This is a genomic window from Streptomyces sp. HUAS 31 (genome assembly GCF_028198125.1).
In the GTDB taxonomy this organism is placed as follows: Bacteria; Actinomycetota; Actinomycetes; order Streptomycetales; family Streptomycetaceae; genus Streptomyces; species Streptomyces chartreusis.
In genome coordinates this window covers 5,523,901-5,538,675 of sequence record NZ_CP116353.1, presented here as the reverse complement: position 1 = coordinate 5,538,675, position 14,775 = coordinate 5,523,901, and the positions used below count along the sequence as shown (strand labels likewise).

Sequence of the window (14,775 nt, the reverse complement as noted above, 5' to 3'; positions counted from 1 at the left end):
GCGCCGGAGTTGAAGCTCTCCGTCGCTCGCGTTGGGTCGGCACCCGCCCCCTCCCCCGCCATGGTCCGGACTCCGACGGGGGCGAGGAGCGGGTTGCCGCCCGGGCCCGTCTAGGATCGTCGTCCATCGGGCAAAGCCCAGTCAATCCTTGGGATTTGTGGCCTGCCCCAAGTATTGACTTGGATGTCATGACCCTCGATGACCTGCGGGTGTTCGTGGCCGTGTGCCGGGCCGGGAGTCTCAGCTCGGTGGCACGGGAGCTGGGCTGCACCCAGTCGGCCGTGAGCCAGCACGTGAAGCGGCTGGAACGGGAGACCGGCGTCGCGCTGCTGGAGCGCCAGCCCCGGGGAGTGGTGCCGACACAGGCGGGCCGGGTGCTGGAGGCGGCGGCCGCGGAGGGGATATCCGGGCTGGATCTGGCGGTACGGCAGCTGCGGGACCTGCTCGACGGCGAGAGCGGGTACGTGCGGGTGGCGACGGGGGCGACGACCGTACGGCACTTCATGTCGGAGGCGGTGGTCGCGTACCGGCGCCGGCATCCCCGGGTCAACCTGGAGTTCCGTACGGTCAGTTCGGGGCGGGGCAGCTTCGACGCGCTGGCCGACGGCACGCTCGACCTGGCCTGGATCACCCTCGGGCCGCCGGTGCGCGGCATCGAGCAGCGGCCGGTGGTGGAGCTCCCGTGGGTGCTGGCGGTACGGGCCGACGACCCGCTGGCCGAACGGCCGTACATCGACGCCGGGGCCGACATGGCGGACGTACGGCTCATCCGGCTGCCGCCGAACTCCGCGTCGGCGGCTCATCTGGACGCCGCCTGCGCAGAGTTGGGCGTCCGGTTCGCGCAGGACACCAGCGTCGCCGACTGGGACACGGCGCTGCTGCTGGCCGAACTGGGGGTCGGGCGGGCGGTCGTGCCCGCCCTGCCGGGGCTGGCGGTCCCCGGCGACGGCGACCTGCGGCTGATCCCGGTGCCCGGGCTGCGTCCGCTGCCCGTGGGCTGGGCCGTGCGCCGGTGGGACGCGCTCGGCCCGCCGGCCAGGGCGTTCGCGGACCTGGTGGAGAGCTATCGCCGGGGCTGACTACTTCAGGCCGATCCGGTCGCAGTCCGCCTTGTACTCGGGGGTGCAGATCTGGTCGACGGTGTAGACGCCGTCCTTGACCACCGTCTCCTCGATGTTGCCCTGCGTCAGGGCGATCACCGTCACCAGCTGGGCCGGGATGTCGTCCTGGGTGGGGCTGTCGACCGAGTCCTGGGTCAGCGAGTCGAACTCCAGATCACGGCCCTGCACCCGGTACACGGCCATCTTCGCGGCGTTGGTCGCCTCCAGCAGGAAGGGCTTGTACACCGTCATGAACTGCTCGCCCGAGACGATCCGCTGCACCGCGTCCAGGTTCGCGTCCTGCCCGGTCACCGGGGGGATCGTGCTCGCGCCGGCCTCCTTGAGCGCGTCGATCACGGCCCCGGCCATGCCGTCGTTCGCGGAGTAGACGGCACCGATGCCGGAGACCCCGACGGAGGCGATCGCCTTCTGCATGTTGGCCTTGGCGGCTTCGGGCGACCACTTCTCGGTGTCGTACTTCTTGACGATGTTCACCGCGCCGTCGAGCTCCGTGAGGGCGCCCTTCTTGAAGCGGTCGGTGTTCGGGTCGGCCGGGTCGCCGTTCATCATGACGACCTTGCTGCTCGCCGCCTTGTCGCCGAGTTCCTCGACGAGGGATCGTCCCTGCACCTCGCCGACGAGTTCGTTGTCGTGGGAGACGTAGGCGTCGATGGGACCCTCGGCGAGGCGGTCGTAGGCGATGACGGGGATGCCCGCGTCCTTCGACTTCTGCACCTGCGGGGCGATGGCCTTGGCGTCCACCGCGTCCACGAGGACGACGTCGACCTTGTCGTCGATCATCTGCTGGAACTGCTCGCTCTGCTTCTCCGGGCTCGCCCCGGCGTTGGCGTAGACGACCTTGCCCTTGTCGTCGGTGAGGTTGCCGACTTCCTTCTTGATGAGCGGGTAGTCGAACTTCTCGAAGCGTGCGGTGTCCTTGTCGGGCAGCAGCAGCCCCACCGTGATGTCGTCACCCTTCTCCGGCGAGGCCGAGCTGTCACCGCCCCCGATGCCGTCGATGACGCCGCACGCGGTGAGCGACATCGCCGAGGCGGAGGCGACGAGCGCTATGCCGATACGGCGTACGGCGGAGGTGTGGGGCGTGCGAGCTTTCACTACTGGGCCTTCCGAGCGGAGGAGCGGCGTTGCTACCCGGGTGGCGGTAGCCAACGCGGACAGGGCATGTCACGTCAAGCGGTTGTCGTAACGAGACGGCAACCGTTCTTCATGCTCCGTACACCGAGTTGGGTCGGCCCTGTCGACGGATGCGCCGAGATCGCCCTGGCCGGCTACTTCGCATACAGCCCCTCCACCTCCCCCGCGAAGTCCCGCATGACCACGTCCCGTCGCAGCTTCATCGACGGCGTCAGGTGGCCGTCCATCTCGGTGAAGTCCGTCGGCAGGATCGCGAAGCGGCGGATGGACTCCGGGCGGGAGACGAGCTTGTTGGCCTCGTCGATCGCGCGTTGCAGTATCGCCCTCAGCTCCGCGTCGTCCACGAGGAGTTCGGCCGGGACGGAGTGCTTGCCGTTCATCCGGCGCCAGTGGGTGACGCCGTCCATGTCCAGGGTGATCAGCGCGGAGACATAGGGGCGGCGGTCGCCCAGGACCATGCACTGGGAGATCAGCGGGTGCGAGCGCAACCAGTTCTCCAGCGGTGCCGGGGCCACACTCTTGCCGCCCGCGGTGATGAGGAGTTCCTTCTTGCGGCCGGTGATCGTCAGATAGCCGTCGTCGTCCAGCGCACCGATGTCCCCGGTCGGCAACCAGCCGTCCGCCGCCGCCGGGACGACGCCACCGGCGGCCGGGTCCCAGTAGCCGCGCAGCACCTGGTCGCCGGAGACGAGGATCTCGCCGTCGGCGGCGATCCGGACGCGGGTGCCGGGCAGCGGCCAGCCGACGGTGCCCAGACGGGGCTTGAGCGGCGGTGTCACGGTCGCGGCTGCGGTCGTCTCCGTGAGGCCGTAGCCCTCGTAGATCTCGATGCCCGCCCCGGCGTAGAAGGCGGCCAGGCGCCGGCCGAGCGGGGAGCCGCCGCAGATCGCGTACTTCACGCGGCCGCCCATCGCGTTGCGGATACGGCGGTAGACCAGCGGGTCGTAGAAGGCGCGGGCGGTCTTGAGGGCCGTGTTCGGGCCGCCGCCGGTCCCGGACGCGCGGGCCTCCAGCGCCTCGCCGTAGCGCTCGGCGACCGACGCCGCACGGTCGAAGGAGGAGGCACGGCCGCCCGTCTCGGCCTTGGCGCGGGCGGAGTTGAAGACCTTCTCCAGCATGTAGGGGATGGTCAGCAGACAGGTCGGGCGGAACGCCGCGAGGTCCGGCAGCAGATCCTCCGCCTTCAGGCTCGGCGCGTGGCCGAGGCGCACCCGGGCCCGTACGCAGGCCACCGCCACCATCCGGCCGAAGACGTGCGACATCGGCAGGAAGAGCAGCACCGACGCCTCTTCGCTGGTCCGCGTCTTGAAGATCGGGTAGAGCAGTTCGATGGCGTTGTCGACCTCGGCGAAGAAGTTGCTGTGGCTCAGCGCGCAGCCCTTGGGGCGGCCGGTCGTGCCGGAGGTGTAGATGAGGGTCGCCAGCGTGTCCGGCACCAGCATGCCCCGCCGTACGGCCACTTCCCCGTCGGGCTGCTGCGCACCGGCCTCCGCGAGCCGGTCCACATGGCCCTTCTCCATCACCCACATGTGGCGCAGGTCGGGCACCCGGTCCAGTTCGGGGCCGAGCGCGGCCGCCTGGCCCGCGGTCTCGGTGACCAGGGCCACCGCGCCGGAGTCCTGGAGGATCCAGCGGGTCTGGAAGACGGATGAGGTGGGATAGACGGGGACCGTCACCAGGCCGGCCGCCCATGCGGCGAAGTCGAGCAGCGTCCACTCGTAGCAGGTGCGGGCCATGACGGCGATCCGGTCCCCCGGCACCAGGCCCTCGCCGATCAGCCCCTTCGCCACCTGCTGCACCTGCTCGGCGAACTCGGCCGCCGTCACGTCCGTCCACCGTCCGTCCGCGCCCTTGCGGCTGAGGACGACGGCGTCGGGAGCCGCGTCCGCGTTGTCGAACGGCAGGTCCGCGAGCGAGCCGTGGGTGACCGGCGGCGCGAACGGCGGCACGTAGGCCTCCCGTACGACGCCGTCCAGCCGCCTCGTCTCCGGCTGCACCAGGGTCGGTCCCGGGGCGTCGTGGAAGGCGGCCGAGGGAGCGAAGGACGGAAGCGAGGTGGACACGGGCGGCTCCTGCGACGGGCTTGCAGCGAGAAAATCTGCTTGCTGCATGACGTACGTGCCTCGCGCACCTTGGCGTTCACCTGCGGAGGCCTGCGGAAAGGGGTTACCGCTGGTTAGGCAGGAGATCGTACGGCTCGCGCGTGTGGGGGTTGTGCGGGTTCGGCGGTGGTCCGGAGCCGGGTATGTGCAACCTCGGGGTTTATGTGAGGGGCACTCAGCTTCGGCTCACCCGATCCTTACCTTCGCTCCAGAATCGCCGTCGCACCCTGCCCGCCGGCCGCGCAGACCGAGATCAGCCCGCGCCCCGAACCACCGCCCTCCGCGAGCGACTTGGCGAGCGTCGCCACGATACGGGCCCCGGTCGCCGCGAAGGGGTGACCGGTCGCCAGGGACGAGCCGTTGACGTTCAGCCGGGCGCGGTCCACGGGGGCGAGCCCGCGCTTCTCCCACGCCGCCAGCGTGGCCAGCACCTGGGAGGCGAAGGCCTCGTGGACCTCCACGAACTCGAAGTCGCCGAAGCCGAGTCCGGCCCGCTCCAGCATGCGTGGGACGGCGTACGCCGGTGCCATCAGCAGCCCGTCCTCGCCGCCCGCCACATCGCCGTGCACGAAGTCCACGGCCGCCGTCTCGTGGGCGGTGAGGTAGGCCAGCGGCTCCAGCCCCCGGCGCTCCGCCCACTCCTCGCTCGCCAGCAGCACCAGAGCCGCCCCGTCCGTCAGCGGCGTCGAGTTGCCCGCCGTCATCGTCGGGTGCTCCCCGTCCAGGCCGAACACCGGCTTCAGCGCGGCGAGTTTCTCCGGCGTCGAGCCGGGCCGCAGGTTCTGGTCCCGGTCCAGCCCCCGGAAGGGCACGACCAGGTCCTCGAAGAAGCCGCGCTCGTACGCCGCCGCGAGCCGCTGGTGACTCGCCGCCGCGAGTTCGTCCTGGGCCTCGCGGGTGACGCCCCACGCGCGTGCCGTGACGGCCGCGTGCTCGCCCATGGAGAGCCCCGTGCGCGGCTCTGCGTTGCGGGGGATGTCCGGGACGAGGTGGGAGGGCCGCACCCGGGAGAGCGCCTTGACCCGGCCGCCGAGCGACTTGGCCCGCCGGGCCTCCAACAGGATGCGCCGCAGCCGGTCGTTGACGCCGAGGGGCGCGTCGCTTGCGGTGTCCGCGCCGCCCGCGATCGCCGCTTCGGTCTGACCGAGGGCGATCTTGTTGGCGGCGGCGATGACGGCCTGGAGGCCGGTGCCGCAGGCCTGCTGGATGTCGTACGCGGGCGTACGCGCGTCCAGTTCCGAGCCGAGGACGGTCTCGCGGGCGAGGTTGAAGTCACGGCTGTGCTTGAGGACGGCCCCGGCGACGAACTCGCCGACGGCGCCCGGGTCACCGAGGCCGTACCGTTCGACGAGGCCGTCGAGGGCGGCCGTGAGCATGTCCTGGTTGGACGCGGTGGCGTACGGGCCGTCGGAGCGGGCGAAGGGGATGCGGGTGCCGCCGATGACCGCGACGCGGCGGACCGCGGGGGTCGACACGGAGCGCTTGGCGGGGCTCGCACCCGAGCTCTTGGCGGGGCTCGCACCCGAGCTCTCGCCGGGGCTCGCACCCGAGCTCTCGCCGGGGCTCGTCCCGGAGCTGTCGCTGGGGCTCATCTCCACCCACTCCTCACGTCCACCATGGGCTTACCTCCGGTAACCTTACTCCAGAGTCAGTTCCGGAGCGCACTGGGAGTCGCACATGGCCGACCGCTATCTGAGCTTCACCGGCACCGCACCCGGCCGCTTCCTCACGCGTCGCCTGGGGTTGCCGCAGCCCGCGTCACTGGAACGCTTCTCGCCCGAGCGGCCCGCGCTCCAGGGCGACCGGCTGCTCCTCACGGCCGGCAAGTCGGACCTCGACCTCGCCGCGACGGGCCTCGGTCTGACGGCCTCCTGTGAGCACCCGGTCGCCGTCCTGCTGGACGCCACGGGAGTGCGGGACGTCGAGACGCTCGCCGAGGTGCACGCGGCCCTGCATCCGGTCGTGCGGTCGGTGGCGCCGAGCGGCCGGATCGTCGTCCTCGGCGCGCCCCTCGACCCCGCCGACCATCACCAGGCCGCCGCCCAGCAGGCCCTGGAGGGCTTCACGCGCTCGCTCGGCAAGGAGATCGGGCGCGGCAGGACCGTGAACCTGGTCCGGCTGACGGACGCGCACGCCGCCGCGTCGACCCTCGGCTTCCTCCTCTCCCCCAAGTCGGCCTACGTCAGCGGCCAGGTCGTCGAGGTCGGCCCGCAGGACGTCACCGCGCCCGCGGACCCCGAGCGTCCCCTCACCGGCCGCACCGCCCTGGTCACCGGCGCCGCGCGCGGCATCGGCGAGGCGGTGGCCGAGACGCTGGCCAGGGACGGCGCCCGGGTCGTCGTACTGGACGTGCCGCAGGCCGAGCAGGACGCGCGGCGGGTGGCCGACCGGCTCGGCGGCACCGCGCTCGCGCTGGACATCACCGCCGACGACGCCGGGGCACGCATCGCGGCCGCGCTGCCCGACGGGCTGGACGTCCTCGTCCACAACGCCGGCATCACCCGCGACCGGCGGCTGGTCAACATGCCCGCCGAGCGCTGGAGTTCGGTGCTCGACGTGAATCTCGCGAGCGTGCTCCGCACGACGGACGCACTGCTGGCGGGCGGTACCCTGCGCGAGGGCGGCCGGATCGTGGCGACGGCCTCCATCGCCGGGCTGGCGGGGAACGCCGGGCAGACCAACTACGGCGCGAGCAAGGCGGGCGTGGTCGGTCTGGTCCGCTCCCTGGCGCCGCGGGCGCTCGCCGAGCACGGGGTGACCGTGAACGCGGTCGCGCCCGGCTTCATCGAGACGAAGATGACCGCCGCGATCCCCCTGTTCATCCGGGAGGCGGGCCGGCGCATGAACTCCCTCGCGCAGGGCGGACTGCCGGCCGACGTCGCCGAGACGACCGCCTGGCTCGCGCACCCCGCGTCGGGCGCGGTCAACGGCCAGGTCGTCCGGGTGTGCGGCCAGAGCCTGCTGGGGGCCTGATGACGACCGTGCTGACGGGCGCCCCCTCGCTTCCGGCCCTGCTCGCCCGGGGCGCGGTGCTCTCCGCGTTCAAACGGCCGCGTCCCGACGCGGAGTTCCCCCGCACCCGGCTCGTGCTGCCCGGCGCGCGCGTCGACCTGGCGCGGCTGGCGGCGTACGAGCGGGTGTGCGGCTTCGCGACCGGCGCCGACGCGCTGCCCCTCACCTATCCGCACGTCCTCGGCTTCCCGCTGGCCATGCGGCTGATGAGCGAGCGGGCGTTCCCGCTGCCGCTGCTGGGGCTCGTCCACACCTCCATCGAGGTCACCCGGCACACCGCGATGCCCGCGACCGGCGCGTACGAGATCGGCGTGCACGTCGACCGCCTGGCGGAGCATCGCCGGGGCACGGAGGCCGTGGTGGTCACCGAGCTGCGGTCGGGCGAGGACGTCGTGTGGGAGTCGACCAGCAGGTATCTCGCCCGGCACCGCACGAACGGCCCGGACGCCGGTGCTCAGACCCGGCCGGCCGAGGAGCCAAAGCCGCTCCCGGCGGTCGCCGAGTGGCGCATCGCCGGGGACGTCGGACGCCGTTACGGCGCCGCCTCCGGCGACCGCAACCCCATCCACCTGCACGCCCTGACCGCCCGGCTGTTCGGCTTCCCGCGCGCCATCGCGCACGGCATGTGGACGGTGGCACGCTGCCTCGCCGCCCATGGCACACCGGACGCGGTGCGGGTACAGGCCGACTTCCGGGCGCCGGTACTGCTGCCCGGGACGGTGACGTACGCCGCGGACGGCGGGCGGTTCGAACTGCGCGGCGGGGACGACCGCGTCCACCTGGCCGGGGAGGTCTATCCGCTCACCTCGTGAGCGGCCTCCGGCGGTGTCCAGGGCCGGCCGTCCATGAGGTTGGCCAGGCCGGCCCATGCGAAGTTCATGAGCGTGGCCGCCGCCTGGCGCGCGCTGACGCCCGGCGTGGTGTTGGCCCAGTCGGCGAGCGACTCCGCGGCGCCCACCAGGGCTTCGGCGATCCCTGCGACCTCGCTCGCCGGGAGGTCGGGGTCACGGTGGGCCTCGCGGGCGGCCACCAGGATCAGCTGGGTCACGAAGTCGACGATCTCCGCGCGCATCGCGGCGACCTCGGTCGCGAACGGCTCGCCGTGGGTGCGGGCCTGAAGGTGTAGCACGGACCAGGCGTCCGGGTAGTGCGAGGTGTGGGTGAAGAACGCCCGCAGTCCGTCCCAGAGCTGACGGTCGGCGGGCAGCTCGGTCCGCACGCCGCCGCGCACGGCCGCGACCAGCGCGGCGGCCTCGCGCCGGATGCAGGCGGTGAAGAGGTCTTCCTTGGAGTTCAGGTACAGGTAGACCAACGGCTTTGAGACGCCCGCCAGTTCGGCTATCTCGTCCATCGACGCGGCCATGTACCCGCGCCTGCCGAAGGTCCGCACTGCGGCATCCAGCATCTGCTGCTCACGGACGGCCCGCGGCATCCGTTTGGTCTTGACGGCACCCATGGCCGTTAGCGTACGGGCCGGGAGGGAGATCCCACCCGGGCCGCCGTGAACGCCTGCCCTACTCCTCGCCGCCCAGCTCGTCGGCGAACCGTGTCATCCGGTCCGTCAGCGCCTGCCCGTCGACGGGCGGCAGGGCCGTCAGCCGGGGCAGCAACTGCGCGGTGAGCAGGGTGGACAGGGCCGAGGTGTCGGCGCCGGTGCCGTCGGTGCGCACCACCACCGGCTGCGGTGCCCGGCCGGCGAGCTTCGCGCCCACCTCCAGGCGGCGCCGGGCCAGTTCGTACTGGAGGACGGCGCGGTTGTCGCGGTAGGCCTTGGCGAGGGCGCGCTGGGCGCGGGCCTCGTTCTCGGCGGCGATCAGACCGCTGCGGCCCCGCGTCTCGATCTCGAACCGCACCCGCTGGGCGTTGGTCTCCTGCTGTTCGAGCAGCTGGGCGACCTCCTCGCGGGCCCGGTTCAGCGCCGCCTTGACCTCGACGATCCGGGCGTCGCGCACCTTCTTGGCCCGCTCGATGTCCATGCCCAGCTGGTCGATCCGGCGCTTGCGGATCAGGCCCCACTCCTGGTCGTAGGCCGTGCGTTCCTTGGCGACCCGCTCCCGGGTGGCCAGGTGCTGCTGGTACTGCGTCGGCAGCTGTACGTCAGGGATGTTGGAGCCGGTGATGCGCACGCCGTAACCGGACAGCTGGCGGTTGAGCAGCTCCTGCATGTCGGCGACGTCCGAGCCGCGCAGGTCGTAGGCCCGCTCGGTGCGCATCTTGCGGGCGCGCTGACGGATGGCGTCCTGCACGGCGCTGGAGAGCACCAGGTCGAAGTTGCCCGCACCGATGGTGCGCACGAACAGCACGGCGTCGGTGATGCGGAACTTCAGGAAGAACTCGATCGAGCGCAGCGGCACGTTCTCCTGCGTCGGGCAGGCCATCACCGGCGCGGAGTACGGGATCTCGGTGGCCGTGTCGACGACGAAGTCGACCCGGGACCACGGGTGCCACAAGTAGTGCCGGCCGGCGTCCAGGGTGCGCACGACGGCGCCGTAGCGGGTCAGCACGCCGTTGGTGCCCTGCTCGATCTCCACGATCGAGGAGCGCCACCACCACAGCGCGCCGATCAGCAGCAGCACGGCGCCGCCGGCGTAGCACAGGGCGGCGAGGGTGCCGTAGGCGAGGTCCCCGGCGGCGGACTCGGCGTCCGCCTCCTTCAGGGACAGCATCACGCCCATGAACAGGGCGTACACACCGAGCCACAGCGGCAGCATCCACCACAGGCGGCGCCGGTGGCGGGGGATGATCACCGGGATCAGGGTGTCGGCCTCGCCGCCGCGCAGCAGCCGCGCGATGTCGGCCCACGGGGCGACCTTCTCGGAGATGACCGACCTGCGCTGGGAACGGGCGGTGCTCATCGGGTGGCCTCCTCGGCGGTGTCGGAGCTGTCGTCGCCGGCGTCTCCGTCGGCCGGTGCGGGCTGGTCGGGAACCTGCGGCACCGTCGGCCGCTCGGCCGCCAGCAGCGCGCCGATCTCCGCCTCGCGCGCGGCGATCCGCTCGGACACCTCGCCGAGACGCGCCCGTACGGCGGCCATGTCCTCGTCGGTGAACAGCTCCGTGCCGCGTTCGCCGACCAACTCTCGGGCCAGCTCGAGGAAGTCGATGCCGGCGACGCCGCCGTCGGTCGTGCCGCCGATGCGCACCAGTCGCGGCAGGTGGTCGGCGACCTGCTCCAGCGTGTCCAGCACCTGCTGCTGGTAGCGGTACTCCAGGATCTCCGGCGCCTCGGCCGCGGTCACCGCGCGGATGTCGAGGGCCTGCGCCTCAAGCAGGGCCGCGTTGGCCTTCGCCTCCGACTCGGCCTGGACGTAGCGCTGCCGGGCGAGTGCCTCGGCGCGGTTGGTCTCGCGCTCCACGGCCGTGTCCATCTGCGCCTGGTACTGGGCGATGTCGGCCTGGATCGCGGAGAGCGTCTCCTGACTGGAGGCGAGTTCGCGGGTGAGGTCGCCCTCGTCCTGCTCCTTGCGGAGCTGGAGCGCGTACTCGTGGGTGTACGCCTCCTTGGCCACGCGCACCATCTCGGGCGCCGCCAGGTCCATGCGGTAGCGCTGGTCGGAGGGTTCGGCGTGGGTGATGTTGGCGTTGGTCAGCTCGACGGCCGGGCGGAACTGCTGGTTGAGCTGCTCCAGGAGGCGGCCGGTGTCCTCGCCGACCATGTCGTAGATGCCGGCGGCCTCCTGCTCGTAGATCAGGCTGCGGATCGTCTCGCTGACCGCGTTGCTGAGCTTCTCCTCGAATCCGCGCACCGCGCCCAGGGTGTAGACGAACTCGGTGGGGTCGCTGATCCGGAACTGGATGAACAGGTCGATGGAACCCTTCACACCGCCCCGGGTGGGCGCCTCGCGCACCGGCGCGTTGAACGGGTACTCGATCGTGGTGTTGACGATGTACGACACCCGCTTCCACGGGCTCAGCAGCACGATCCGGCCCGGTCCGACGACCTTCTCCAGCTTGCCGAAGCGGGTGATCATCGCCTGGCAGCCGTCGGGGACCATGACCATGCCCTGGCGCCACCACACGAAGGCGACGGCGAGCAGCGAGATGACCCAGTAGTGCACGCCGAACAGGGGGTTGGTCAGCACGTCGGCGCCGGACGCCCCCACGATGCCCGCGCCGACCACGCCCAGCAGGAACAGCATCAGCACCGGCAGCATGGAGATGATCGAGCGGCCCTTGGGGATCACCATCGGGCAGATGGCGTGCACCGTCTCGGTGCCCTCGCGGACCTGCTCGCTGCGGCCGAGCGCCTCCCCGGCCTCGTCCAGCGGCACCGTCTTCTGCCGCATCACCGTGGCGGTGGAGCCGCCCTGTTCCCGTGCGGCCGGGAAGTCGGCCGGGTCTATGCCCTGGCCCTGGGCGTCATAGCCGCCGGCGCCCTGTGTTCCTCGTCCGCCGGTCTGCCGCCGCAGTTCCTCCTGCGCGGCCGTCCGCGGATCGGTGCCGGAGGCCACGGCCTCGGCAACACGTCGTGCGCCCTGTTTCGCGCGCGCTCGCGCCACGGTTCCCCCTTGTGTTCCGATGCCCGTCGAATGCGGGTCCTACTGCTGATACACCGGTCGACCCGATGTGGTTCCAGCCATCCCACATCATGATCCGGACAAGGGTAAAGGGCTCACTCCCGCAGCTACCGGCGGGTATTCGCTGCCGGGATCCGGAAGCGGCTCCGCGAAGCCCTACGAGGCCTGGGAAGTCTGTCCCTGCGCGCGGGCGGCCTCGTCGACCGCGTCGTCCTCCTGGCTGCGGTTCGCCTCCAGGTTGGCCTTCATGCGGTCGACGCGCTGGACGATCCCGACGGAGGCGCGGTCGCGCTCCTTGCGCAGGACCACGAAGCTGATCGGGGCCGAGAGCACCAGGGCGAGCAGGACGACCCACATGCCGTTGGAGTCGCCGAGGCCGCGCGGGGCGAGGCCGGAGTAGACGAGCCCCGAGACGACCACGAGGCAGCCCACGAAGATCCCGAGGCGCATCAGTGTGTAGCGGAGCATCTCAATCCACTCTTCCGAATCCAAAAAGGGCCACTGCCCAGTGAAGCACGGCGTGGTGCCGATCTTGCAGGGGGGTCAGACGGCTGCCCGGCCGAGCGGCAGCAGCATGATCACGTCGTCCCGGTCCTCGCCCGGCGCGACCCTGATCGCGTCCGGGATCCGGCCGACCTCCTTGTAGCCGCAGGAGCCGTAGAAGCGCTCCAGGCCGAGGCCGCCCCGGCAGGTGAGGCGGATCGCGTCGATGCCGTCGAAGGTGCGGGCCGACCCCTCGGCGGCGCTCAGCAGGTCGCGGCCGTATCCCTTGCCCTGGTGCCGGGGGTGCACCATCACCGTGTACAGCCACACCCAGTGGGCCATCAGCCGGTGCGTGTTGAAGGTGAAGAACGCCGTCGCGGCGACCTTGCCCGCCGTGTCGTGCCCGACCAGCAGCCGGCAGCGTCCCTCCGCCATCGCCACGAAGTGCCGCACCAGCTCCGGCCGGACGTCCTCGCGCGTCACGGGCGGCACGAACCCGACGGCCCCGCCCCTGTTGGAGACATCGGTCCACATGTCGAGGATGCCGTCACGCAGGTCGGGGGTGACGGCGGGGTCGAGCGTGAAAGTAAGGGACACGACGGAATCGTATCCCTTACACGCCGCGCCCCTTCCGGGCCGGCCGCTCAGACCCGCATCGGCTGCGGGGACTCGCGGCGCTCCGGGTCCGGGCCGTCGTACTCACGGATGATCTCGTAGCGCGTGTTGCGCTCCACGGGGCGGAAGCCCGCGTCCCTGATCAGGTCCAGGAGGTCCTCGCGGGTCAGCTTGTTCGGGGTGCCGAAGTTGTCCGCGTCGTGGGTGATCTTGTACTCGACGACCGAGCCGTCCATGTCGTCGGCGCCGTGCTGGAGGGCCAGTTGGGCGGTCTGCACGCCGTGCATGACCCAGAAGACCTTCACGTGCGGGACGTTGTCGAAGAGCAGCCGGGAGACCGCGAAGGTCTTCAGGGCCTCGGCGCCGGTGGCCATCTGGGTGCGGGCCTGGAGCCGGTTGCGTACCTTGCCGTCCTTCATGTCGACGAAGTCGTGCTGGTAGCGCAGCGGGATGAAGACCTGGAAGCCGTTCGTCTCGTCCTGGAGCTCACGCAGGCGCAGGACGTGGTCGACGCGGTGGCGCGGCTCCTCGATGTGGCCGTAGAGCATGGTGGAGGGCGTCTTGAGGCCCTTCTCGTGCGCCAGGCGGTGGATGCGGGACCAGTCCTCCCAGTGGGTGCGGTGGTCCACGATGTGCTGACGGACCTCCCAGTCGAAGATCTCCGCGCCGCCGCCGGTCAGGGACTCCAGGCCGGCGTCGATGAGCTCGTCGAGGATCTCGGAGGCGGACAGCCCGCTGATCGTCTCGAAGTGGTGGATCTCCGTGGCCGTGAACGCCTTCAGGGAGACGTTCGGCAGGGCCGCCTTCAGCTCCCGCAGCGAGCGCGGGTAGTAGCGCCACGGCAGGTTGGGGTGCAGGCCGTTGACGATGTGGAGTTCCGTGAGGTTCTCCGCCTCCATCGACTTGGCCAGCTTCACGGCCTCCTCGATGCGCATCGTGTACGCGTCCTTCTCGCCCGGCTTGCGCTGGAAGGAGCAGTAGGCGCAGGAGGCCGTGCACACGTTGGTCATGTTGAGGTGGCGGTTGACGTTGAAGTGGACCACGTCGCCGTTCTTGCGCGTGCGCACCTCGTGGGCGAGGCCGCCGAGCCACGCCAGGTCGTCCGACTCGTACAGCGCGATGCCGTCCTCGCGGGACAGCCGCTCACCGGAACGGACCTTCTCCTCCAGCTCGCGCTTGAGCCCGACATCCATGCGTGCACCTCTCTCGATCAGACTCCGTCAACCGTACGCCCAGCCCCCTAGACCTCTTCCGGCAGCTCACCCACCCGGTTCTCCCACTTCGTGGACAGCACGATGGTGGTACGGGTCCGGGAGACGCCCGTGGTGCCGCTGAGCCGCCGGATGATCTTCTCAAGACCGTCCACGTCGGCCGCGCGCACCTTGAGCATGTAGGAGTCGTCGCCGGCGATGAACCAGCAGTCCTCGATCTCGCCCAGGTCCCGCAGGCGGTTCGCCACGTCCTCGTGGTCGGTGGCGTCGGACAGCGAGATGCCGATCAGGGCGGTGACGCCGAGACCGAGCGAGGCGGCGTCGACGGTGGCGCGGTAGCCGGTGATGACCCCGGCCGCCTCCAGCCGGTTGATGCGGTCGGTGACGCTGGGCCCCGACAGTCCGACGAGGCGCCCCAGCTCCGCGTAGGAGGCCCGGCCGTTCTCCCTCAGGGCCTGGATGAGCTGCCTGTCCACCGCGTCCATGCGATTGAAAGCCTTCCGCTGAAGAGGTCTGACGTACTTGCTGAACTGAGCCTTGAAGTGATGAGTTCCGGTCGTGCCGCGTGATGCGGTCGCGCG

Annotated in this window: 13 protein-coding genes; 3 read left to right on the top strand and 10 right to left on the bottom strand. The window is 71.3% G+C overall.

Annotated elements, in window-relative coordinates; genetic code table 11:
• Positions 1 to 188: 188 nt before the first annotated feature.
• Positions 189 to 1,079: a LysR family transcriptional regulator gene (locus PGH47_RS24775; RefSeq protein ID WP_271665275.1), complete on the top strand. Its 891-nt coding sequence runs from the start codon at positions 189 to 191 to the stop codon at positions 1,077 to 1,079.
• On the opposite strand, the gene PGH47_RS24770 is transcribed toward PGH47_RS24775, so the two are convergent.
• The 3 genes from PGH47_RS24770 to PGH47_RS24760 form a co-directional block, all read right to left on the bottom strand.
• Positions 1,080 to 2,216, bottom strand: coding sequence for a sugar ABC transporter substrate-binding protein (locus PGH47_RS24770; RefSeq protein ID WP_271665274.1), 1,137 nt, complete (start codon positions 2,214 to 2,216; stop codon positions 1,080 to 1,082).
• A gap of 173 nt (positions 2,217 to 2,389) precedes the next feature.
• Positions 2,390 to 4,318: an AMP-dependent synthetase/ligase gene (locus PGH47_RS24765; protein WP_271665273.1), complete on the bottom strand. Its 1,929-nt coding sequence runs from the start codon at positions 4,316 to 4,318 to the stop codon at positions 2,390 to 2,392.
• A gap of 236 nt (positions 4,319 to 4,554) precedes the next feature.
• Positions 4,555 to 5,949 (bottom strand): acetyl-CoA C-acetyltransferase, encoded by a 1,395-nt coding sequence (locus tag PGH47_RS24760; protein WP_271665272.1) that lies wholly within the window; start codon positions 5,947 to 5,949, stop codon positions 4,555 to 4,557.
• A gap of 85 nt (positions 5,950 to 6,034) precedes the next feature.
• Here PGH47_RS24760 and PGH47_RS24755 point away from each other — a divergent pair, with 85 nt between their 5' ends.
• Complete coding sequence (locus tag PGH47_RS24755; protein WP_271665271.1) at positions 6,035 to 7,330, top strand: 3-oxoacyl-ACP reductase; 1,296 nt, start codon at positions 6,035 to 6,037, stop codon at positions 7,328 to 7,330.
• Positions 7,330 to 8,181 (top strand): MaoC family dehydratase, encoded by an 852-nt coding sequence (locus tag PGH47_RS24750; RefSeq protein WP_271665270.1) that lies wholly within the window; start codon positions 7,330 to 7,332, stop codon positions 8,179 to 8,181. Before PGH47_RS24755 ends, PGH47_RS24750 begins: the two co-directional genes overlap by 1 nt.
• On the opposite strand, the gene PGH47_RS24745 is transcribed toward PGH47_RS24750, so the two are convergent.
• From PGH47_RS24745 to PGH47_RS24715, 7 genes are all read right to left on the bottom strand, one after another.
• Positions 8,163 to 8,825, bottom strand: a complete 663-nt coding sequence (locus PGH47_RS24745) for a TetR/AcrR family transcriptional regulator (RefSeq protein ID WP_107904309.1) — start codon at positions 8,823 to 8,825, stop codon at positions 8,163 to 8,165. The two genes, PGH47_RS24750 and PGH47_RS24745, sit on opposite strands and share 19 nt — an antisense overlap.
• A 58-nt stretch (positions 8,826 to 8,883) precedes the next feature.
• Positions 8,884 to 10,224, bottom strand: coding sequence for an SPFH domain-containing protein (locus tag PGH47_RS24740; RefSeq protein ID WP_271665269.1), 1,341 nt, complete (start codon positions 10,222 to 10,224; stop codon positions 8,884 to 8,886).
• Complete coding sequence (locus PGH47_RS24735; protein ID WP_269641045.1) at positions 10,221 to 11,867, bottom strand: SPFH domain-containing protein; 1,647 nt, start codon at positions 11,865 to 11,867, stop codon at positions 10,221 to 10,223. Before PGH47_RS24735 ends, PGH47_RS24740 begins: the two co-directional genes overlap by 4 nt.
• Before the next feature lie 174 nt (positions 11,868 to 12,041).
• Positions 12,042 to 12,353 (bottom strand): DUF4229 domain-containing protein, encoded by a 312-nt coding sequence (locus PGH47_RS24730; protein ID WP_107904315.1) that lies wholly within the window; start codon positions 12,351 to 12,353, stop codon positions 12,042 to 12,044.
• Positions 12,354 to 12,428: 75 nt separating this feature from the next.
• Positions 12,429 to 12,965, bottom strand: coding sequence for a GNAT family N-acetyltransferase (locus tag PGH47_RS24725; RefSeq protein ID WP_271665268.1), 537 nt, complete (start codon positions 12,963 to 12,965; stop codon positions 12,429 to 12,431).
• Between the two features lie 47 nt (positions 12,966 to 13,012).
• On the bottom strand, positions 13,013 to 14,176 hold the full coding sequence (gene mqnE, locus PGH47_RS24720) for an aminofutalosine synthase MqnE (RefSeq protein WP_030944829.1): 1,164 nt from the start codon (positions 14,174 to 14,176) through the stop codon (positions 13,013 to 13,015).
• Between the two features lie 47 nt (positions 14,177 to 14,223).
• Positions 14,224 to 14,679: an Lrp/AsnC family transcriptional regulator gene (locus tag PGH47_RS24715; RefSeq protein ID WP_030944826.1), complete on the bottom strand. Its 456-nt coding sequence runs from the start codon at positions 14,677 to 14,679 to the stop codon at positions 14,224 to 14,226.
• Positions 14,680 to 14,775: the final 96 nt, after the last annotated feature.

Coding starts and splice junctions, on each gene's coding strand:
- PGH47_RS24775 (WP_271665275.1), top strand. CDS start 189: ATGACCCTCGATGACCTGCGGGTGTTCGTGGCCGTGTGCCGGGCCGGG.
- PGH47_RS24760 (WP_271665272.1), bottom strand. CDS start 5,949: ATGAGCCCCAGCGACAGCTCCGGGACGAGCCCCGGCGAGAGCTCGGGT.
- PGH47_RS24755 (WP_271665271.1), top strand. CDS start 6,035: ATGGCCGACCGCTATCTGAGCTTCACCGGCACCGCACCCGGCCGCTTC.
- PGH47_RS24750 (WP_271665270.1), top strand. CDS start 7,330: ATGACGACCGTGCTGACGGGCGCCCCCTCGCTTCCGGCCCTGCTCGCC.
- PGH47_RS24745 (WP_107904309.1), bottom strand. CDS start 8,825: ATGGGTGCCGTCAAGACCAAACGGATGCCGCGGGCCGTCCGTGAGCAG.
- PGH47_RS24740 (WP_271665269.1), bottom strand. CDS start 10,224: ATGAGCACCGCCCGTTCCCAGCGCAGGTCGGTCATCTCCGAGAAGGTC.
- PGH47_RS24730 (WP_107904315.1), bottom strand. CDS start 12,353: ATGCTCCGCTACACACTGATGCGCCTCGGGATCTTCGTGGGCTGCCTC.
- mqnE (WP_030944829.1), bottom strand. CDS start 14,176: ATGGATGTCGGGCTCAAGCGCGAGCTGGAGGAGAAGGTCCGTTCCGGT.
- PGH47_RS24715 (WP_030944826.1), bottom strand. CDS start 14,679: ATGGACGCGGTGGACAGGCAGCTCATCCAGGCCCTGAGGGAGAACGGC.